Origin of the sequence: Microtetraspora sp. NBRC 13810, assembly GCF_030268685.1 — a bacterium.
In the GTDB taxonomy this organism is placed as follows: domain Bacteria; phylum Actinomycetota; class Actinomycetes; order Streptosporangiales; family Streptosporangiaceae; genus BSRQ01.
Genome location: NZ_BSRQ01000018.1, coordinates 124973 through 143748, shown reverse-complemented (window position 1 = coordinate 143748; position 18776 = coordinate 124973). Strand labels below are relative to the sequence as shown.

General features: G+C 72.4%; 16 protein-coding genes and 3 tRNA genes. 12 read left to right on the top strand and 7 right to left on the bottom strand.

The window, feature by feature from the left end; genetic code table 11:
• Positions 1-98 precede the first annotated feature (98 nt).
• A complete protein-coding gene (gene dusB, locus QSK26_RS30190; protein ID WP_285778682.1) occupies positions 99-1220 on the bottom strand; it encodes a tRNA dihydrouridine synthase DusB in 1122 nt (373 codons plus the stop codon).
• Positions 1221-1329: 109 nt separating this feature from the next.
• On the opposite strand from dusB, the gene QSK26_RS30185 reads away from it, so the two are divergent.
• The 8 genes from QSK26_RS30185 to QSK26_RS30155 all read left to right on the top strand — a co-directional run bounded on the left by QSK26_RS30185 (position 1330) and on the right by QSK26_RS30155 (position 7232).
• Positions 1330-1977 carry an ACT domain-containing protein gene (locus tag QSK26_RS30185; protein ID WP_285778681.1) on the top strand — a complete coding sequence of 216 codons (648 nt, stop codon included), beginning with the start codon at positions 1330-1332 and terminating at the stop codon, positions 1975-1977.
• Between the two features lie 72 nt (positions 1978-2049).
• A tRNA-Gly gene (locus tag QSK26_RS30180) sits at positions 2050-2122 on the top strand.
• A gap of 31 nt (positions 2123-2153) precedes the next feature.
• A tRNA-Cys gene (locus QSK26_RS30175) sits at positions 2154-2224 on the top strand.
• A 17-nt stretch (positions 2225-2241) separates the two neighbouring features.
• Positions 2242-2316, top strand: a tRNA-Val gene (locus QSK26_RS30170).
• Between the two features lie 241 nt (positions 2317-2557).
• On the top strand, positions 2558-2815 hold the full coding sequence (locus QSK26_RS41935; RefSeq protein WP_352244419.1) for a pentapeptide repeat-containing protein: 258 nt from the start codon (positions 2558-2560) through the stop codon (positions 2813-2815).
• Between the two features lie 143 nt (positions 2816-2958).
• Positions 2959-4437 carry an MFS transporter gene (locus QSK26_RS30165; protein WP_285778680.1) on the top strand — a complete coding sequence of 493 codons (1479 nt, stop codon included), beginning with the start codon at positions 2959-2961 and terminating at the stop codon, positions 4435-4437.
• A 628-nt stretch (positions 4438-5065) separates the two neighbouring features.
• Positions 5066-6274: a M20/M25/M40 family metallo-hydrolase gene (locus tag QSK26_RS30160; protein WP_285778679.1), complete on the top strand. Its 1209-nt coding sequence runs from the start codon at positions 5066-5068 to the stop codon at positions 6272-6274.
• Positions 6275-6470: 196 nt separating this feature from the next.
• Positions 6471-7232 (top strand): SDR family NAD(P)-dependent oxidoreductase, encoded by a 762-nt coding sequence (locus QSK26_RS30155; protein WP_285778678.1) that lies wholly within the window; start codon positions 6471-6473, stop codon positions 7230-7232.
• Positions 7233-7280: 48 nt separating this feature from the next.
• Here QSK26_RS30155 and QSK26_RS30150 read toward each other — a convergent pair whose 3' ends face one another.
• The gene (locus QSK26_RS30150) at positions 7281-10457 is read right to left on the bottom strand and encodes a glycosyl hydrolase 115 family protein (RefSeq protein ID WP_285778677.1); all 3177 of its coding nucleotides are present in this window, start codon (positions 10455-10457) and stop codon (positions 7281-7283) included.
• 252 nt (positions 10458-10709) lie between these two features.
• Here QSK26_RS30150 and QSK26_RS30145 point away from each other — a divergent pair, with 252 nt between their 5' ends.
• The 3 genes from QSK26_RS30145 to QSK26_RS30135 all read left to right on the top strand — a co-directional run bounded on the left by QSK26_RS30145 (position 10710) and on the right by QSK26_RS30135 (position 13040).
• The gene (locus QSK26_RS30145; RefSeq protein WP_285778676.1) at positions 10710-11339 is read left to right on the top strand and encodes a pyridoxamine 5'-phosphate oxidase family protein; all 630 of its coding nucleotides are present in this window, start codon (positions 10710-10712) and stop codon (positions 11337-11339) included.
• A gap of 87 nt (positions 11340-11426) precedes the next feature.
• Positions 11427-12413, top strand: coding sequence for an aldo/keto reductase (locus QSK26_RS30140; protein WP_285778675.1), 987 nt, complete (start codon positions 11427-11429; stop codon positions 12411-12413).
• Between the two features lie 69 nt (positions 12414-12482).
• Complete coding sequence (locus tag QSK26_RS30135) at positions 12483-13040, top strand: hypothetical protein (protein ID WP_285778674.1); 558 nt, start codon at positions 12483-12485, stop codon at positions 13038-13040.
• 172 nt (positions 13041-13212) lie between these two features.
• On the opposite strand, the gene QSK26_RS30130 is transcribed toward QSK26_RS30135, so the two are convergent.
• The 3 genes from QSK26_RS30130 to QSK26_RS30120 form a co-directional block, all read right to left on the bottom strand.
• Positions 13213-14088: an LLM class flavin-dependent oxidoreductase gene (locus QSK26_RS30130; protein WP_285778673.1), complete on the bottom strand. Its 876-nt coding sequence runs from the start codon at positions 14086-14088 to the stop codon at positions 13213-13215.
• 401 nt (positions 14089-14489) lie between these two features.
• Positions 14490-15149 (bottom strand): 4'-phosphopantetheinyl transferase family protein, encoded by a 660-nt coding sequence (locus QSK26_RS30125; RefSeq protein ID WP_285778672.1) that lies wholly within the window; start codon positions 15147-15149, stop codon positions 14490-14492.
• A complete protein-coding gene (locus tag QSK26_RS30120) occupies positions 15146-15985 on the bottom strand; it encodes a metallophosphoesterase family protein (RefSeq protein ID WP_285778671.1) in 840 nt (279 codons plus the stop codon). Before QSK26_RS30120 ends, QSK26_RS30125 begins: the two co-directional genes overlap by 4 nt.
• Positions 15986-16086: 101 nt before the next feature.
• Here QSK26_RS30120 and QSK26_RS30115 point away from each other — a divergent pair, with 101 nt between their 5' ends.
• Positions 16087-17343 carry a D-arabinono-1,4-lactone oxidase gene (locus tag QSK26_RS30115; RefSeq protein ID WP_285778670.1) on the top strand — a complete coding sequence of 419 codons (1257 nt, stop codon included), beginning with the start codon at positions 16087-16089 and terminating at the stop codon, positions 17341-17343.
• A gap of 21 nt (positions 17344-17364) precedes the next feature.
• Here the strand turns inward: QSK26_RS30115 and QSK26_RS30110 are convergent, their stop codons facing one another.
• Together QSK26_RS30110 and QSK26_RS30105 are read right to left on the bottom strand one after the other, a co-directional pair.
• On the bottom strand, positions 17365-17829 hold the full coding sequence (locus tag QSK26_RS30110) for a hypothetical protein (RefSeq protein ID WP_285778669.1): 465 nt from the start codon (positions 17827-17829) through the stop codon (positions 17365-17367).
• A 63-nt stretch (positions 17830-17892) separates the two neighbouring features.
• Positions 17893-18741: an ABC transporter ATP-binding protein gene (locus QSK26_RS30105; protein WP_285778668.1), complete on the bottom strand. Its 849-nt coding sequence runs from the start codon at positions 18739-18741 to the stop codon at positions 17893-17895.
• Between the last annotated feature and the right edge of the window lie 35 nt (positions 18742-18776).

Below are 18776 nucleotides of genomic sequence, written 5' to 3'. Positions count from 1 at the left end.
CGGGCCCGCGACCGAAACCCACGACCGACCGCTGCCCGGCCCTGCCCGGCCCGTGCGGGCGGGTACGGAGGAGCGGCGCTTGTCGTGGCCGGGGTGGGTCAGCCGCCGGAGGTGGCGAGTTCGGCGTCGCCGGAGAGGGCGGGCGTCTCGTAGGGGTCGTCGAGCCAGCCCTCGGGGAGGTGGACGCGGTCGCGCGGGTTGGACCTGCCGCGCGGGCCCTCGGCGGCCTGCGGCCAGGGCACGGCGGGGTCGAGGGCGGCGAGCCCGGCGCGCAGCCCGTCCAGCGTCGTGGCGGTGGCCAGCTCGCGGCGGATGTCACCGCCGGCCTCGAAGCCCTTGAGATACCACCCGACGTGCTTGCGGAAGTCGGCGATCGCGTGCGGCTCGCTGCCGAAGCACTCCACCAGCAGCTCGGCGTGCCGCGCCATGGCGGCGGCCACCTCGCCCAGCGTGGGCCTGGCCCGCTCCGCGCGGCCCTCCATCGCGGCGGCGAGGTCGCGGAAGAGCCACGGCCTGCCCAGGCAGCCGCGCCCCACGACGACGCCGTCGCAGCCGGTGCGCCGCATCATGGCCAGCGCGTCCTCGGCGCTCCAGATGTCTCCGTTGCCGAGCACCGGGATCTCGGTCACGGCCTCCTTGAGGCGGGCGATCGCCTCCCAGTCGGCCACCCCGCCGTAGTGCTGCACCGCCGTACGGCCGTGCAGCGCGACCGCGGCGACGCCCTCCTCGACGGCGATCCGCCCCGCGTCGAGGTAGGTGAGGTGGTCGTCGTCGATGCCCTTGCGCATCTTCATCGTGACCGGCAGCGCCCCCGCGCCCGCGACCGCCTCGCGCAGGATCGCGCGCAGCAGGTTCCGCTTGTACGGCAGGGCGGACCCGCCGCCGCGCCGGGTGACCTTGGGCACCGGGCAGCCGAAGTTGAGGTCGATGTGGTCGGCGAGATCCTCCCGCGCGATCATCCTGGCCGCGCGGCCGACGGTGACCGGGTCCACGCCGTAGAGCTGGATGCTCCTCGGCCGCTCCCCCGGCTCGAACCTGATCATCGTGAAGGTCTTGCGGTTGCGCTCCACCAGCGCCCGCGTCGTGATCATCTCGGAGACGAACAGCCCGCCGCCCTGCTCGCGGCAGAGTGTGCGGTAGGCCGCGTTGGTGATGCCGGCCATGGGGGCGAGCACCACCGGGGGCCACACCTCGATCGGCCCGAGCTTCAACGCTTCCACCCGACCATTTGTACCGCACCTTGTCCCGCACCGGACCGGGGACGCCAGCCGTGAGGGCGGTTCGCGGATAGGCTGTGACCTGGACCACCAGATGCAGGGGAGGCGACGAATGCTGCTGCGACTGCGGATCGCACTGCCCGACCGGCCCGGTTCCCTCGGCCAGGTCACCCGGGTCCTCGGCGTCGCCGGTGCCGACATCACCCAGATCACCGTGCTGGAGCGCGGAGACGGCAGGGCGGTCGACGACCTCACCGTCTTCTGGCCCGAGCACTCGCCGCGCGAGCTGCTGGCGCGGAGCCTCCAGAGCATGCCCGACGTGACCGTCGAGGGCGTCTGGACGACCCGCGAGGCGCCCGGCACCTACCCCGAGCTGGAGATCCTCAAGTACATCACCACCGCGGGCGACCGGGCGCTGTCCACCCTGATCGACTCCATGCCGGTGCTGTTCAGCGCCGACTGGGCGGCGGCCGGCACCGAGACGCACGCGGTCGTGCACTCAAGCTGGCGGGCCCCGGAGGAGATCCCCTTCCCGCTGACCCCGGCCCGTCCGGTGGCGAGCACCCTGGAGTCCGGCCTGCACGTGATCTCCGCGCCGCTGCCGCCGCTCGCGCTCGTCTTTCTGCTGGCCCGCGCCGAGGGCCCGGCCTTCCACCGCACCGAGGTCCACCGCCTCACCAGGATCCTGGAGATCTTCCTCACCCTGCCCGCCGTGGAGCGCGGCCTGGCCCGTCAACTCCGCAGGGCGGGCATCGACTGAGCCGCCGGTTAGGCACCGGCGGCGAAAACCCGCTAGAGTGGCGTCGTCGCCGGGAAAACATCCGGGCGCACTGCGGACGTGGCTCAGCTGGTAGAGCATCACCTTGCCAAGGTGAGGGTCGCGGGTTCGAATCCCGTCGTCCGCTCGGAGAGGTTCTTCACTCAGGAGCCTCGCTCGGTGGAGTGGCCGAGAGGCGAGGCAGCGGCCTGCAAAGCCGCGTACACGGGTTCAAATCCCGTCTCCACCTCGCAGTTTGCAGCACAGGGGCGATTAGCTCAGTGGGAGAGCGCTACCTTGACACGGTAGAGGCCACTGGTTCAATCCCAGTATCGCCCACCACTGTCCCATACACATATGGGCCGACCCGGTCATAAAGAATTCAACAACCCCAGCTCACGATCCCGGTCATGAGCTGGGGTTTCTTTGTCGCTTCGCTTCAGGTCATTCACCCTCGACGAACGCGTCGAGGCACTACACCGGCCGGACAGGTGGAGGCGACCCAGCAGGGGCGGATCGACGAGCGGGGTTCGCCTCGACGAGGGCGCCGTCAAGACGCTGGACCTGAGCCGGACCTGGCTCCGTGGCGCGGATCTGGAATAACGGCGTGAGGCGGTCCGCGAACCCGATAAGGGCAAATCCCACCGGCACCGACCTGGCGGGGCGCCCGAGGTACGCGGACCTGACTGACGCGCACCTTTCCGGGACCGACCTGCGCGGTGCGGACCTGCGGGATATTCAGCGGATTACCGAGGCGCAGATCAAATCCGCGGCCAAGGCTGCCCGGTTCGGGAAGTGTCCACTCTATTGGGGATGCGGGGACGATGCCTATCCCCACTAGGGCTTTCTACAGCTCGATGTAACGGTTTGGTGCCCTTAGGCGGCCTGGCGGCGACGAGCCCGCTCATCCTTTAAAAACCTGGCTACTTTCTACACATCGTGTGATATCACGGTCGCAAGTCGGACACGCATCGGAAGGATGTCATGGGGACACCACAGGGGCCGGACGCAGCAGCCAACATGAAGGCGCCCTCCGCCACCAAGGCCGCCTGGCGGGCGCTGATCGTGCTCGGAATCGTCCAGTTCATGCTTATCGTCGACGACGCCGTGGTGAACGTCGCACTTCCGTCGATACGGGGGGAACTCGGATTCGACCTCGCCGGACTCGCCTGGGTGGTGAACGGCTACGTACTCGCGTTCGGTGGCCTGATCCTCCTCGGCGGCCGGGCGGGTGACCTGTTCGGACACCGCAAGATCTTTCTCATCGGGTTGACCGTGTTCGCGCTGGCGTCACTGGCCTGCGGTCTCGCCCAGGAACCGTGGCAGCTGGTCGGCGCGCGGTTCGTGCAGGGTGCCGGCGCCGCGATGGCCTCGCCGGCCGCACTCGCGTTGTTAACCCTGGTCTTCCCGGAGGGCCCGGACCGCAACAAGGCACTGGGCATCTGGGGCGGGATCTCCGGCCTCGGCGTGATCGTCGGCTACGTCGTGTCCGGCCTGGTGACCGACCTGCTGTCCTGGCGCTGGGTCTTCTTCATCAATCTGCCGCTGGCGGCCGTGGCGCTCGTCGTCGTGCCCCGGCTGGTGCCGCGGGGCAGCGCGACCGGCCAGGGCCGCATCGACGTGCCCGGCGCCGTGTTCGGCACCGGTGCGCTCGCCGCGCTGGTCTACGGTCTGCTGTCGGTGCCGGAGCGGGGCTGGCAGTCGGCCACCGTCATCGTCTCGCTGGTGCTCGCGGTCGTGCTCGCGGTGGCGTTCCTCGTCACCGAGTCCCGCATCCGCAACCCGTTGGTGCCCATGGCGTTCTTCTCCAACCGCACCCGGGCGACCAGCAACGGCATCATGATGCTCATCGCGTGCGGCCTGGTCGGCATGTTCTTCCTGATCACCCTGCACCTGCAGGATGTCCTCGGCTGGTCGCCGCTGCAGGCGGGCCTCGGCTTCGTGCCGATGGCGGTCACCCTGATCATCGCCATCGGCACCACGGCGAAGCTGGTCCAGAAGGTCGGGCCGCGCGGCGCGCTGATCATCGGACCGCTGGTGGTCGCCGCAGGTCTGGGACTGCTGACCCAGGTGTCGCCGGACGACACCTACGTGGCCGACATCCTGCCCTCGGTGCTGCTGATCGGTCTCGGCGCGGGTCTCACCTTCCCGACCGTCGCCACGACCTCCATGTCCGGCACGACCGAGGCCAACGCGGGTCTCGGCTCAGCGATGCTGAGCGTGGTGCAGCAGATCGGCGGCGCGGTCGGCCTCGCCATCCTGGTCAGCGTCGCCAGCGGCCACGCCCGGTCGCAGCAGGCGGCCGGCGAGAGCGTCGCCGAGGCGACGACGTCCGGCTTCGGCCTCGCCTTCGTCGTGGCGGCCGCGTTGCTCGTCCTCGCCGCCCTGCTGGCCGCGTTCGCGCTCGGCCGGGCCGAGACACCGGCACCGCAGGCGAAGGAGGCCGACACGCAGAGCGCGTGACCCGGTCGTAGGAACACGAACTCGCCCGGTGCTCGCCCGTCGAGCACCGGGCGAACTGTTGACGCCGAACCCGGTGGCCGGTGCGGTCCTGCTCGCCGGAAAAGCGCACCAAGGCGCATCCGATGGACAGGGACGCCCCACAGGAAGAACGCTGGGACGACTTCCGCCACGACGGCCCATAAAACGCACCTGACCAGCGGAAGAAAGACACGTAAGTCGCCGACTTGACCAAGGAAAGCGAGCGCGCCGGCCCCAAGGCCCATGATGACCGGGCACGGCGACTTCCGTACCACCGTCCGCCGCACCCATCGAGTCAGAGCCGCATACCCAGCCATCTATGAGGTTGTGGCGGCCAAGAGTGCGTGCCGGCCATTGTGCTGACCGATCAACCGGGCCCCTCTAAAAGAATATGGCTCTTTGTCCTTGAATGGGCGATTCTATGTGCTCATCATTCTCAGCCGTCAGCGTCCCTTCTCGGGGATGTCGGCGGCTTTCTTCGTCCGGCTTTTCCGGGCGGGGTCGTGCCGTCGTCGCCTACCTCGGGTGGGCGGGCAAGAGGGGATCGCCTGCGGCGGGTGGGGCCGGCTTGCCGTACCGTCACGGGGAACACGCAGAGAAAGGCCCGCACGTGTCCAGTGACCTCCACCGCCCGGTGACCGATCTGCCGAAAATGCTCGCCGACCTCGAAGAGCTCGTGCTGTGCGAATCCTTCTCCGCCGACCTCGACGCGGTGGCGCGCAGCGCGGACGTCGTGGCCGCGCAGGGCGCACGACTGCTCGGCGCCCGGCCGGACCGGATCGTGATCGACGGGGTGACGCACCTCAGATGGACCTTCGGCACGCCGCGGGTGCTGCTGCTCGGCCACCACGACACGGTGTGGCCGGTCGGCACGCTCGCCCGGCATCCCTGGTCGGTGCTGGACGGCGTGGCGCGCGGGCCGGGGGTCTTCGACATGAAGGCCGGTCTCGTGCAGCTGTTCCACGCGCTGGCCGCGCTGCCGTCGCTGGACGGGGTCAGCGTGCTGGTCACCGGGGACGAGGAGGTCGGCTCGGTGACGTCCCGCGCCCTGATCGAGGAGTCCGCCCGGGGGTGCGCCGCCGTCTTCGTGCCCGAGCCGTCCGCGGGCGGCGCGCTGAAGACCGCCCGCAAGGGCATCTCCCTGTACGAGGTCGTGCTGCACGGCAGGGCGGCGCACGCGGGCCTGGAGCCGGAGCGCGGGATCAACGCCACGGTCGAGGCCGCCCACCAGATCCTCGCCATCGCCTCCCTCGCCGCCCTGGCGGACACGGACACGGACACGGACACGGACACGGCCCCGGCCGCCGGTGAGGGCTCAGGTAAGGGCACCGGTGAAGGCTCGGGTAAGGGCGACGGCGGGGCCGGGGGGACGACGGTGACGCCGACCGTGGTGGCCGCGGGGACCACCGGCAACACCGTGCCCGCGACGGCGCGGATCTCGGTGGACGCGCGGGTGGCGACCATGGCGGCTCAGGCGCGGGTGGACGAGCTGATGCGCGGGTTGTCGCCGCGGCTGCCCGGCGCGCGGGTGGAGGTGCTCGGCGGGCCGAACCGGCCGCCGCTGGAGGAGGCGGCGTCGCGGGAGCTGTTCGCCCTGGCCCAGAAGATCGCGGCCGAGCTGGGCATGGCGCCGCTGCGCGGGGTCGCGGTCGGCGGCGGCTCGGACGGCAACTTCACCGCGGGCGCCGGCTACCCCACCCTCGACGGCCTGGGCGCCGTGGGCGGCGGCGCACACGCCGACGACGAGCACGTGGTGGTCGCCGACATGCCCTCGCGCGCCACCCTGCTGGCCGGACTGGTCGCGACGGTGACCCGATGACGACGCGCTGAGCGGCTCGCGGCCCGGGCCGGTCAAGGGGCGCCGGATGGCCAAGGCGGCGCTGAAGACGGCGGTGCTGGACGCGCGGCTCCGGGCGTCGGGCCGAGTGGATCATCCGCTGAGCGGCCGACCCCTCGCGCGGCCGGCCGTACCGGGCTCACTAGGATCGCGACGCGAACCGCCCCGAAAGGAAGCCATGTCTGGACAGCGGGTACTCATCACCGGTGCGTCACGCGGGATCGGCGCCGCCATCGCCGAGGAGCTCGCCGGCCGCGGTGACACGATCGCCGTGCACTACCGCACCGACCGAACGGCCGCGGAGGCGTTCGCGGCCCGGCTGCCCGGCGAGGGCCACGTGGCGCTGCACGCCGACCTGTCCCGCCCGGAGGACCTGCCCGGCCTGGTGACGGGCGCGGTGTCCGCGCTCGGCGGGGTGGACGTGCTGGTGAACAACGCGGCGATGTACGTGGCGCACCCCATCGCCACCACCTCCTACGAGGAGTGGCGGGCCACCTGGCGGCAGACGATCGAGGTGAACCTGTTCGCCGCCGCCGACGTCACCTGGCAGGTCGTGCGGCACCTGCTGGACCGCCCGGAGGGGCCCGGCGGCGGGCGGATCGTCATGATCGGCTCGCGCGGCGCCTACCGGGGCGAGCCGGACACGACCGCGTACGGCGCGAGCAAGGCGGGGCTGCACGCGTTCGCGCAGTCGCTGGCCGTCTCCCTGGCCCCGCACGGCATCGCCGTGGCGGCGGTCGCGCCCGGCTTCGTCCGCACCGACATGGCCGAGGAACTGCTCGCGGGGCCGGACGGTCCGGCGATCCGGGCGCAGAGCCCGTTCGGCCGGGTCGCCGAGCCCCGCGAGATCGCCGCGGCGGTCGCCTGGCTCACCTCCGCCGACGCGCTGTGGGCCAGCGGCACGGTCCTCGACCTCAACGGCGCCTCCTACCTGCGCTGACGCCGGCGCGGGCCGGGGCGGCCGTGGGGGGCCGCCCCGGCCGGGCCTTCACCCGATCCGGGTGCTCTGCGGCGGCCCGAGGTAGCTCGGCAGGACGCCGCCGGTGTCGACCACGAGCCGCTGCAGCACCACCGTGGGGTCCACCATCCAGAACTTCAGGGTGTGCACCCCCGCCTTGGTGATCGTGTGGGTCGTGGTGGTGACGTTGGCGTTGTCGGAGGTGTTGCGCTCCCACTGCCGGTTCATCGTCGTGTCGTTGGCGCCGGTGACGGCGGTGACGTTCACCACCTGCGGAGCCTGGTCGTCGAAGGACACGGCGTACCTGAGCCCGTCGCCGGGCAGCACGTTGTTCCTCGGCGACAGCACCGCGGACACCTTGACCGGCCCCGTGGTGAACAGCGACACGGTGTACTCCAGCCGCGGCCCGGCCCCGCCCGGCGTCTGCCGCGGCGCGGTCACCGGGGCGGGCGTCATCCCGTCACCGGTCTTGCCGATGTCCGGGATGAGCCGCCAGCCGACCCCGGAGCGGGACACCGCCTTCGTGTACGAGCCGGCCTCGACGGCGACGTGCCCGCTCGCCTCCACGAAGCCCTTCAACTGCCCGCGCGGCGTGGCGGGGTTGTCCACGACCGCGGTGACCACGACGCTCGCGCCGCCCGGCCCGGACACCGTGACCGGCACCTCGGTCCTGCCCTTCGGCGCCCGCGCCCAGTCCACCCGTACGGCGGCGCGCACCTGGTCGGTCACCCTGCCCGCCTTCGGCGTGACGCTCACCCAGGGCACGGCGGGCCGGATCGTGTAGTCGAAGGCGGTCGTGCCCCGGTTGAACACCTCGATGTACTGCCCCGGCTGAGACTGGTAGGGGCTGAAGACCGGCAGCACGGCGGGCGTGCCCGCCTGCGGCCACCATTGGTCCGACCCGTCGATCGCCACGCCCATCTCGGCCGCCCGCGGGACCTCGATCCGGCGCAGATGCGGGTAGAAGGCGTCCGGCAGGGCCACGTTGTCCAGCTCGGGCTGCTGCCAGGGGGCGTTCGGGCCGTACCGCTCCACGTCGCCGTAGCCGATCTTCGGCTGGGTCTGGAAGCCCTTCCACTTCCCTCCGGCGAGCGTGTCGTTGTAGTAGGCGGACATCGCCTGGTCCTCGTCGAACCTGGCCTGGGCGAGGTCGGCCAGGTCGTTCGTCGCCGCCCGGCCCTGCCTGGCGTAGAGGATGTTGGTGAACTGAGCCCTGCGCAGCGCGTAGAGGTTGGCGGTCGCCTTCACCTGGTAGTAGACGAGCTGGTAGTAGGCGTCGTCCCAGGCGTCGGGCAGCCGTTCCCCGATCTTCTGCGCCCTCGCCGCGAGAGCCTGCCATTCGGCGGTGACCCGGTCCATCTCCTGGTAGGCGGTGAGGCTGAAGGGGGTGTCGGTGTCGTCGTAGACCACGGCCGACGGGTCGGTGGCGAGGTCCTTGGCGGGGTCCACGCTGATCCGCCGGTTCAGCAGTTCGGGCTTGCGCCGGGACTGGAGGTGGCCGTAGTCGCCCAGCACCCCGGCGATCTCCTGCGCCAGCTCCGGCCCGAAGTTCTGCGCCGCGTACCGCTCCGCCCACTCGCCGAGCCGGTCCAGCGGCCACCGGCCGGGGTCCCAGGCGTAGTCGAGGAAGAACTGCAGGGGGAGCTCCTGGTTCTTCATGTCGCCGACGTTGACCACCCAGAGCCGGTCCACGCCGTAGGAGTAGGTCGCGTTGAGCTGCTCCCAGGTGTTCGCCAGGTTGACGGTGTCGACCCATTTGTAGTTGCGGCCGCCGCCGACGTAGTCGAAGTGGTAGTACATGCCGTAGCCGCCGCCGCGGGCGGGCAGGCTCCGGTCGGGCAGCTTGCGCATGTTGCCCCAGTTGTCGTCGCAGAAGACCACGGTGACGTCGTCCGGCGGGCGCAGCCCCTGGTCCCAGTAGCGCTGGACCTCCTTGTAGAGCGTCTGGACCTGCGGGATCGACTCCACTTCCTCGCCGCTCTCCTCGGCGAGGATCTCCCGCTGGGCCGCGAGGATGCTCTCCATCAGCTCGATGCCGTCGCCGTCGGGCAGGCTGACGTCGCCGTTGCCGCGCATGCCGAGGGTGACCACGCCCTCGAAGTCCTGCTCCCGCATCCGGCGGATGCCGTCGGCCCAGTACCTCTTGATCGCCTCGCCGTTGCGCCGGAAGCTCCACTCGCCGGTGCCGCCGTAGGGGTCGCGGCCGGGGGTGACGATGTTCCCCTCGGCGTCCCGGACGGCGGGCACGGCGTGCCGGTTCCACTCCTCGATGCCGCGCATCATGGGGGCCTCGTGCGAGGTGCCCATGACGACGCCGTAGTCGCTGGCCGTCCGGTGGTTCAGCGGGTCGTCCTCGGCGAAGGCCCGGCCCCACACGGCGGGCCACAGGTAGTTGGCCTTGAGCCGGAGCATGACCTCGAAGACCTTGGCGAAGAACTTGCTGTTGAACCCGCCCTCGAAGCCGGGGGCGAGACCCGGCCCGAAGTACTCCGGCGCCCAGGTGCCGAGCGCGGGGTTCTCGTCGTTGATGAAGAACCCGCGGTACTTCACCTTCGGCGTGCCCTGGGTGTGCCGTCCCGGCAGCACGTAGAGCGCGTCCCGGTGACGTGAGGGGACGTCGTCCCACCAGTACCACGGGGAGACGCCGATCTCCTTGGAGACGTCGTAGGCGCCGTAGATGGTGCCCCGCTGGTCGCTGCCGGCGATCACGAAGGCCCGGCGGACCCCGGGCAGCGGGTTCTGCACCACCTGTTCGAGGGAGGTCTCCCACTTCCCCTCGATGCCCTGCACGTCCAGCTTGCCGCCGCTGACCAGCCGGTCGATCAGCGGGCTTTTCCCGATGGTCCCGACGATCACGATGTCGTCCGCGCGCGGAATCCGGTCCGCGGACACGGCGGGCCGTACGCCGGTCACCCGCTGGATGTCGGCCTGCAGGTCGTTCACCACCCGGACCACGCCGCGGTGGTCGCTCGCGCTGACCACGATCGGCGCCGCCCTGCGCGCCGCGACCAGGGGGAACCGTCCCGGTCCCGGCTCGCCGGAGATGTACGAGCCCGGCGCCGGGTCGCCCCCGTGGCCGGGTCTCCCGCCCTGGCGGTCGGCGGCGGCGGGACCGGCGACCGCCGTCGCGGCGAGGACAGTCAACGAGAGCAGTGCGGTGAAGAACGTGCGTGCGGAACCCGGCGGACCAACGACGAACCTTCTCATTTCGCGATCTCCGTTACGGGGGCTGGGGAGAGCTCTCGAAATATTTCGTTGTCAACTTGAAATGTTTCGGAGCCGGATAAATCAACCGGATGGTAGCCAGCACGGCATGGCCGGTCAACAGCGCCGTGCCCGAAGACCTCCGTCCCCCGGCGCTCCCAGAAACTTTCAGCGCGACCGGCCCGTGGAGCCCGCCAGCCCTCCGGAAAGTGGGACAAAATAGACTGCCGGGGCCGGTTCGATCAAGGGAGGACCATGGAGACGCAGGGGTGGCGGTCGATCGGTTCCGCGGAGGAGCTGAGGGAGTTGCTCGGGGAACCCAAACCGGGCGCGATCGACAAGGAACGCACGACGCTGCACGCGCTGGACCGGGCCTGGCTGGCCGCCTCGCCGTTCTGCCTCGTGGCGACGTCGGACGCCGACGGGCGCTGCGACGTCTCGCCCAAGGGCGACCCGGCCGGCTTCACCCTGGTCCTGGACGACACGACGATCGCGATCCCCGAACGGCCCGGCAACCGCAGGGCCGACGGGTTCCACAACATCCTGCGCAACCCGCACGTCGGCCTGATCTACTTCGTGCCCGGCCGGGGCGACACGCTGCGCGTCAACGGCAGGGCCCGCCTGGTGCGCGACGCCCCGTTCTTCGACCGGATGGTGGTCAAGGGGCACCGGCCGCAGCTCGCGATCGTGGTGGAGATCGAGCAGATCTTCCACCACTGCGCCAAGGCGTTCCTGCGCTCCGAGCTGTGGCAGCCGGAAAGCTGGCGGCCCGACGCGCTGCCGTCGCGGGCGCGCATCGCGCAGGCCCTGGAACGGCAGCAGGAGTCGATCGAGGAGCTGGAACGCTACTACGGCCCGTCGTACGCGGAGGGGATGTACCGCTGAGCGGCCGGGCTTGACCTGGAGTCCGGTCCAGCTGGCACCGTCTTGGCCGAGAGCGTTCGACGGCAACGCTCCGCGAGAGGGCAGACCATGAGCATTCCCTTCCGGCCGCTGGGCGGCAGCGGCATCGAGGTCGGCGCCATCGGGTTCGGCGCCTGGGCGATCGGCGGCCCGTTCACCGCGAACGGCAAGCCGGCCGGCTGGGGCGAGGTGGACGACGACACGTCCGTCGCGGCGATCCACCGCGCCCTCGACCTCGGCGTCACCTTCTTCGACACCGCCGACGTCTACGGCACCGGCCACAGCGAGCGGGTCCTCAACCGGGCCCTGGCCGGCCGCCGGGACGCGGTCACGATCGCCACCAAGTTCGGCAACACCTTCGACCCGGACGCCCGCGCCCTGACCGGCGTAGACGTCTCCCCCGGCTACATCCGCGCGGCCTGCCGCGCCTCGCTGGACCGGCTCGGCACCGACCGCATCGACCTCTACCAGCTGCACCCCGGCGACGTCCCCTTCGAGCGGGTGGAGGAGATGCTCGCCACCCTGGAGGACCTCGTCGCCGAGGGGCTGATCCGGGCGTACGGCTGGAGCACCGACGACCCGGAGCGGGCCGCCGCCTTCGCCAAGGGGCCGCACTGCGCCGCCGTGCAGCACCAGATCAACGTGCTGGACGACACCCCGGCGATGCTGGCCGCCTGCGAGGAGCTCGGCCTGGCCAGCGTGAACCGGGGGCCGCTCGCCATGGGGCTGCTGTCCGGGAAGTACGACGCCGGGTCACGGCTGCCGCACGACACCGTGCGCGGGGACACCCCGGAGTGGATGAGGTACTTCCGCGACGGGCGTCCCTCGGTGGCGCTCCTGGCGCAGCTCGACGCCGTCAGGGAGATCCTCACCTCCGGCGGGCGCACCGTCGCCCAGGGCGCGCTCGGCTGGCTGCTGGCGCGCAGCGGGCGCACGATCCCGATCCCCGGCATCCGCACGGTCGCGCAGGCCGAGGAGAACGCCGGCGCGCTGGCGCACGGCCCGCTGACCCCCGCCCAGCTGGCCGAGATCGACTCCCTGCTCGGACGCGGCTGAGATGCCGGGACGGTTGCATCAGTGAGTATCGCGTTGACGACTCAGCGGTAACTCGACATATTTACCCGCATGATCCGTTTAAGTCGTCCCTTTGCGGGCGCGCTTCTCACAGCCGTCGTCCTGACCGCTGCCGCCGTTCCGGCCGCCGCGGCGACCTCGGGTTCCACCGCGGTGCGCACGGGAGCCGCCACGGTGGGCCAGAGCGTCGCCACGGCGGCCGCACCGGCGTCGGTCGCGGCGGCCCGTCCCTCCAACGGCAAGGTCCTCTACGACCGCATCAGCGGCGGCCAGGGCACCCTCAAGGTGAAGAACGGCACCAAGTACGACGCCATGATCACCCTCGTCCGCGGCAAGACGAAGGCGGTCAGCCTCTACGTCCGGGCGAACTCCACGGCCTCGTACAAGGAGGTGCGTGACGGCACGTACCGCGTCTACTTCACCAGCGGCTACCGTTTCAGCACCTCCAAGAAGCGGTTCGCCAGGAGCGCCACGTACCAGCGTTTCGACCGGTCGCTGGCGTTCCGCACCACCTCCACCAGCTCGACCATCTGGACCCTCACCCTCAACCCGGTGAAGAACGGCAACGCACGCACCACCAGGATCAACCCCGGCGACTTCCCGGGCTGACCCCCGCACGAATCGCGCTCGGTGACGGGCGGGCGGCTCACCGCCCGCCCGTTTCCGTTGCGGCCCGAACGTGTTTCCCCGCTGTGCCACCGGCCGCCGGAACGCCCGTCGGCCGGAGGGCGGAACGCGGTCAGGCGTGCGCGGAACGCGGTCAGGCGTGCGCGGAACGCGGTCAGGCGTGCGCGGCGGCGACGAAGTCGAGGGCGGCCGACGGCAGGCCGGCGCCGTCGTCCGGGCGCGGCCAGTGCACGGTGATCTCGTCGAACCCCAGCCCGGCCAGGCGGCCCAGGGTGTCCGCGTACCGTTCCCGGCTCTCGAAGGGCCAGCGCACGTCGAGGGAGATCTGCGCGATCCGGCGCAGCGCCGAGGCCGGCCGGCCGCGCGCCGCCAGCGCCTCGGTCAGCGCCTCGCTCTGCTCGCCGAGCGCCTTGAACCAGTCGTCCGGGTCGGTCCGCCGCCGGTAGGGGCCGTAGGTGACCCACGCCTGGCCGTACCCGGCCGCCAGCCGCAACGCCCCCGGTCCGGCCGCGGCCACGGTCAGCGGCACGCGGGGCCGTTGCACGCAGCCGGGGATCTGCCGCGCCTCGACGGCGCTGAACCGCGGGCCGCGCACGGTGCTCACGTCGTGGGTGAGCAGGTGGTCGAGCAGGGACAGCCACTCGGCGAACCGCGCCGCGCGCTCCGGGATGCCGTACTCGGGGCCGCCGAGCACCGCGGAGTCCGGTCCCTCCGCGCCCGCGCCGACGCCGATGTCCAGCCGGCCGCCGGTCAGGTGGTCCAGCGTCATGATCTCCTTGGCGAAGGTGACCGGGTGCCGGTAGTTGGGCGTGGCCACCTGGGTGCCCAGCCGCACCCGGGAGGTGGACACCGCGGCGGCGGCCAGCAGCGGCACGGCGGCGTGCCAGGGCCGGTCCGCGAGGCGCGGCCAGGTCAGGTGGTCGTAGGTCCACACGGTGCGCGCCCCGGCGGCCTCGGCCTGCCGTACGTCGGCGACGAACCGGGAGATCGGCGCACGGTCGGGCAGGACCAGGGCGGACAGTGCCGGCACGGTCGGATCCTCTCTGCGGCGGAGCCCGCGCGACCGGCGGCCTCCTTCTGACACGGCCCGAGCATTGTGCCGCACGCCTCCGGCGCGGCCGGAGGCAGGTGGTTCACCCGCTGTTTGCCATCGCGGGAGGTGGCCCAGGAGCGACGCCGGGCATGTGGCCAGGTGCCGGGGCGTTCGAGGCGGGGGTGAACGCGCACGGCGGGCGTCGCGGGGGCGGGCCTGCGACGTCAGACGACCGCCGGCCGTACCGGACCGGCGGGGGACGCTGCCGGGCGCCGGCCGACCGGCGGCGCGGAACGGGCGGGCGGCCGAAGGCGGCGCGGAACGACCGGGCGGCGGAAGGCTGCCGGGTGACGGCGCGGAACGGGCGGGCGCGGAACGGGCGGGCGGGGGGCGTTGGGTCACTCCGGGGCGGGGGTTTCGCCCGCGGGTACCGCGATGGCCGTGACGACCAGGCCGCCGGCGACCAGCCACCGGCCGGAGAACCCGGTCAGCTCGCGTCCGCCGAGCCGGGGGCCCGGCACCAGGAGCCGGGCGCGGAACCCGCCGCCGGGTTCGAGGGTGATCTCCGCGTCCTCGAAGCCGAGCCAGCGGCGGGCGAGCGGGAACCACGCCTTGTAGACCGCCTCCTTGGCGGTGAAGAGCAGCCGGTCCCCGTGGACGCCGGCGCCGAGACGGCCCAGCGCCTCGCGTTCGGCCGGCAGGGAGACCGTGTCCAGGACGCCGTCAGGGAGCGCGTCGTGCGGCTCGGCGTCGATGCCGACGGTCAGGGCGTCCACCGACAGCGCGGCGGCCCGGTATCCGGCGCAGTGCGTGATGGCGCCGGCGACGCCGTCCGGCCAGACGGGGGCGCCCCGCTCGCCGCGCGGGATCGCCACCGGGGGCAGGCCGAGCCGGGCGAGCGCCTGCCGGGCGCAGTACCTGCCGGTGGTGAACTCCCTGCGCCGCTTGTCCACCGCGCGGGCGACGTGCGCCTCCTCCTCGGGGAGCAGCACGGCCTCGGGCGGGTCGCCGAACGCCTCGGCGACGGCGACCCAGGGCGGCAGGATCTTCTCGATCACGGCGTGGTCCCGGGGTGCGGGAGGATCTGGCGGAGCACGCCGGGCGGGGTCGGGCGGGGCCGCCACTCGCGCGGATAGCCGAGCGAGACCTCCTCGAACCGGACCCCGTCGTGCCACGTGGTGCGCGGGATGTGCAGGTGGCCGTAGACCACGGCGGCGGCGTCGAAGCGCACGTGCCAGTCGGCGGTGCGCTCGGTGCCGCACCAGATGGCGAACTCCGGGTAGCGCAGGATCCTCGTCGGGTCGCGCACCAGCGGGTAGTGGTTGACCAGCACCGTGGGCACGCCGGCGGGGCGCTCGGCCAGCCGCCGCTCGGTCTCGGCGATCCTGGCCTCGCACCAGGCGTCGCGCGAAGGGTAGGGGTCGGGGTGCAGGAACCTCTCGTCGGTGCACACCACGCCCTTGTCGTAGGCGAGCTCCAGCGCCTGCTCCTTGGTGGTGACGCCGTCCACCCGGAAGGTGTAGTCGTAGAGCACCAGCAGCGGGGCCACGGTGACCGGCCCGCCCGGGCCCGTCCAGGTGGGGTAGGGATCCTCCGGGGTGACGACGCCGCGGTCGCGGCAGGTCTGCACCAGGTGCTCGTAGCGTTCGACGCCGCGCAGCGTGACCGCGTCGCGCGGGTGCGTCCACAGCTCGTGGTTGCCCGGCGCCCAGACCACCTTGGCGAACCGGCCGGCGAGCAGTTCCAGCGCCCAGGCGACGTCGGCGACCTGCTCCGCGACGTCCCCCGCGACGAGCAGCCAGTCGTCGGCCGACCTCGGCCGCAGTCCTTCCAAGATCTGCCGGTTCTCCGGGTAACCGATGTGCAGATCGCTGATGGCCAGCAAGGAGCTCATGGCTGGATCTTCCCAGACGGCCGCCACGCGGGTCGATATGCCCCGTTCGACGCGGCTATGGTGGTGGCTCGGACGCGCGGGCGAGGCGACGGGAGAGCCGATTGGCCGGGGCATCGGTGAACTGGGCGGGCAACGTCACGTTCCGCGCGCGGGAGGTGCACCGGCCAGCCACCCTGGAGGAGCTGCGGCGCCTGGTCGCGGGCGGCTCCCGGGTCCGCGCGCTCGGCACCGGCCACTCCTTCAACGACGTCGCGGACACCTCCGGCGCGCACATCTCCCTGGCCGGCCTGCCGCAGGCGGTCGAGCTGGACACCGCCGCGTCCGCGGTCAGGGTGGGCGCGGGCGTCCGGTACGCCGAGCTGGGCCGGTGGCTGTCCGGGCGCGGGCACGCCCTGGCCAACACGGCCTCGCTGCCGCACATCTCGGTCGCCGGCTCCTGCGCCACGGCCACCCACGGCTCCGGCGACGGCAACGGCAACCTCGCCACGTCCGTCTCGGCCCTGGACCTCGTCACCGCCGGCGGCGACCTCGTCACGCTGGCCAGGGGCGACGCCGACTTCCCCGGGGCGGTGGTGTCCCTCGGCGCGCTCGGCGTCGTCGTCGGCGTCACGCTGGACGTGCTGCCCGCCTTCGACGTGCGGCAGGTGGTCTACGAGGAGCTGCCGTTCGACGCCGTGACGGAGCACTTCGACGAGATCACGTCGGCCGCCTACAGCGTCAGCCTGTTCACCGGCTGGCGCGGGCCGTACGTGGACCAGGTGTGGATGAAGAGCCGGGTGGACGAGGGTCCGGGTTCGCCCGATCCGACCCGGTTCGGGGCGCGGCGGGCGGCGGTGCCGCGTCATCCCGTGCCGGGCGTGTCGGCCGAGCACTGCACCGAGCAGCTGGGCGTCCCCGGCCCCTGGTCCGAACGGCTGCCGCACTTCCGGCCGGACTTCACGCCGAGCGCCGGCGAGGAGCTCCAGACGGAGTACCTGCTGCCGCGCCGGCACGCGGTCGCCGCGTTGCGCGCGCTGGACGGCGTCCGCGACCGGATCGCGCCCGTCCTGCAGATCTCCGAGATCCGCACCGTGGCCGCCGACGACCTGTGGCTGAGCCCGTGCCACCGGGAGGACTGCGTGGCGGTCCACTTCACCTGGGTGAAGGACACCGCGGCGGTGACCCCGGTGATCGGCCTCCTGGAGGAACGCCTGGCGCCCTTCGAGGCCCGTCCGCACTGGGGCAAGCTGTTCGCCACCCCGCCCGGGGTGCTGCGCTCCCGGTATCCGCGGCTGGCCGACTTCCAGGCGCTGACCCGTCGTTACGATCCCGCCGGCAAGTTCGGCAACGACTTCCTGGAGCGCCACCTCTTCGGGTGACGTGACCGCCGGGGTGGCGCCCTATCCGGCCTTGCGGTAGCTGTCGATCCGGCCGCCCCACGGGGTGGAGGAGTCCCATTCGACGGCCAGCGCGGTGCCGTCCGCCTTCACCTTGACCTGGCCGGTGCTCCGGGACTCCTCCCCGCCGGGGCAGCGGAGCGTGATGACCCGCTTGGCGTCCTGGCGGGCCAGCTCTCCGGTGCAGGTGAGCTTGCCGGTGGTGGTGACCTTGTCGCCGGTGATGGTCAGCGTCTCCAGGTCGGTCTCGGCGATCGTCCGCCAGGTGCCCGTGACGTCCGGACCGGCGTCACCGGGGTCCGCCGCCCCGGGGGACACCGCCTCGGAGGTAGCGGACGGCTCGGGCGGCGCCGCGGTCGTCGCCGGAGCCTCCGGTACGGCGGCGCCGGCCGTCTCGCCGCCACCGCCGCAGCCGCTCACCAGCGCCAGCGCCACGAGTGCGAACCCGATGCCTTGAACTCTCTTCACGAACCTTCTCCTCAGACCGCGATCCCCCAAAGTGATCAACTTACTGGGTTTTCCGTCCCGCAGTCAGACGGGGAGTCGGGGGACGGCGTCGAGGAGGCGGCGGGTGTAGGGGTGGGCGGGGTCGGTGAGGACCCTGGCGGTGGGGCCGTGTTCGGCGACGGCGCCCTCGTGCAGGATCAGCACCTGGTCGCACAGGTGACGGACCACGCCGAGGTCGTGCGAGACGACGATCAGCGTGAGTCCCTCCGTCGCCGCGAGGCGGGCCAGCAGGTCGAGCACCTGGGCGCGTACCGAGACGTCCAGCGCGCTGACCGGCTCGTCGCCGACGAGGATCCGGGGCCTGGGGGCGAGGGCTCGGGCGATGGCGATCCGCTGCCGCTGCCCGCCGGAGAACTCGTGCGGGTAGCGGCGGCCCATCTCCGGCTCCAGGCCGACCGCGGTCAGCACCTCGGCCACCCGGGCCGCGGTGGCCGCCCGGTCGCCGGCCACGCCGAGGGCGCGCAGCGGCTCGGCGACGGCGCGGGCGACCGTCATCCGCGGGTCGAGCGAGCTCATCGGGTCCTGGAGCACGATCTGCGCCTCGCGCCGGAACCAGCGCAGGCTCGACGGCCGCCCCGGCCGCACCTCTCTGCCCCGGTAGCGGACCGTGCCCGCGTCCGGCCGGTCCAGCGCGAGCAGCAGCCGGACCAGGGTGGACTTGCCGGCTCCCGACTCGCCCACGATGCCCAGCGCCGCGCCCTCCTCGACGCGCAGGCTCACGTCCCGCACCGCCTCCCTGCGGGCCCGCCGCCCGGTCAGCGAGGTACGCGGCAGCGGATACCCCCGCCGCAGCCCCACCGCCTCCAGCAGCGGAACGTCCGGCCCGGCAGCGGCCATGTCGGCGGTCATGTCCCCGGTCGTGTCGGCGGTCATGTGCGCGTCCCGGGCGGCGGTGCGGCGGGTGGTCC

What these genes read in the sequence shown, in the direction of transcription:
- QSK26_RS30185 (WP_285778681.1), top strand. Translation starts at nt 1,330, where the DNA reads ATGCTGCTGCGACTGCGGATCGCACTGCCCGACCGGCCCGGTTCCCTC.
- QSK26_RS30165 (WP_285778680.1), top strand. Translation starts at nt 2,959, where the DNA reads ATGGGGACACCACAGGGGCCGGACGCAGCAGCCAACATGAAGGCGCCC.
- QSK26_RS30155 (WP_285778678.1), top strand. Translation starts at nt 6,471, where the DNA reads ATGTCTGGACAGCGGGTACTCATCACCGGTGCGTCACGCGGGATCGGC.
- QSK26_RS30150 (WP_285778677.1), bottom strand. Translation starts at nt 10,457, where the DNA reads ATGAGAAGGTTCGTCGTTGGTCCGCCGGGTTCCGCACGCACGTTCTTC.
- QSK26_RS30145 (WP_285778676.1), top strand. Translation starts at nt 10,710, where the DNA reads ATGGAGACGCAGGGGTGGCGGTCGATCGGTTCCGCGGAGGAGCTGAGG.
- QSK26_RS30140 (WP_285778675.1), top strand. Translation starts at nt 11,427, where the DNA reads ATGAGCATTCCCTTCCGGCCGCTGGGCGGCAGCGGCATCGAGGTCGGC.
- QSK26_RS30135 (WP_285778674.1), top strand. Translation starts at nt 12,483, where the DNA reads ATGATCCGTTTAAGTCGTCCCTTTGCGGGCGCGCTTCTCACAGCCGTC.
- QSK26_RS30120 (WP_285778671.1), bottom strand. Translation starts at nt 15,985, where the DNA reads ATGAGCTCCTTGCTGGCCATCAGCGATCTGCACATCGGTTACCCGGAG.
- QSK26_RS30105 (WP_285778668.1), bottom strand. Translation starts at nt 18,741, where the DNA reads ATGACCGCCGACACGACCGGGGACATGACCGCCGACATGGCCGCTGCC.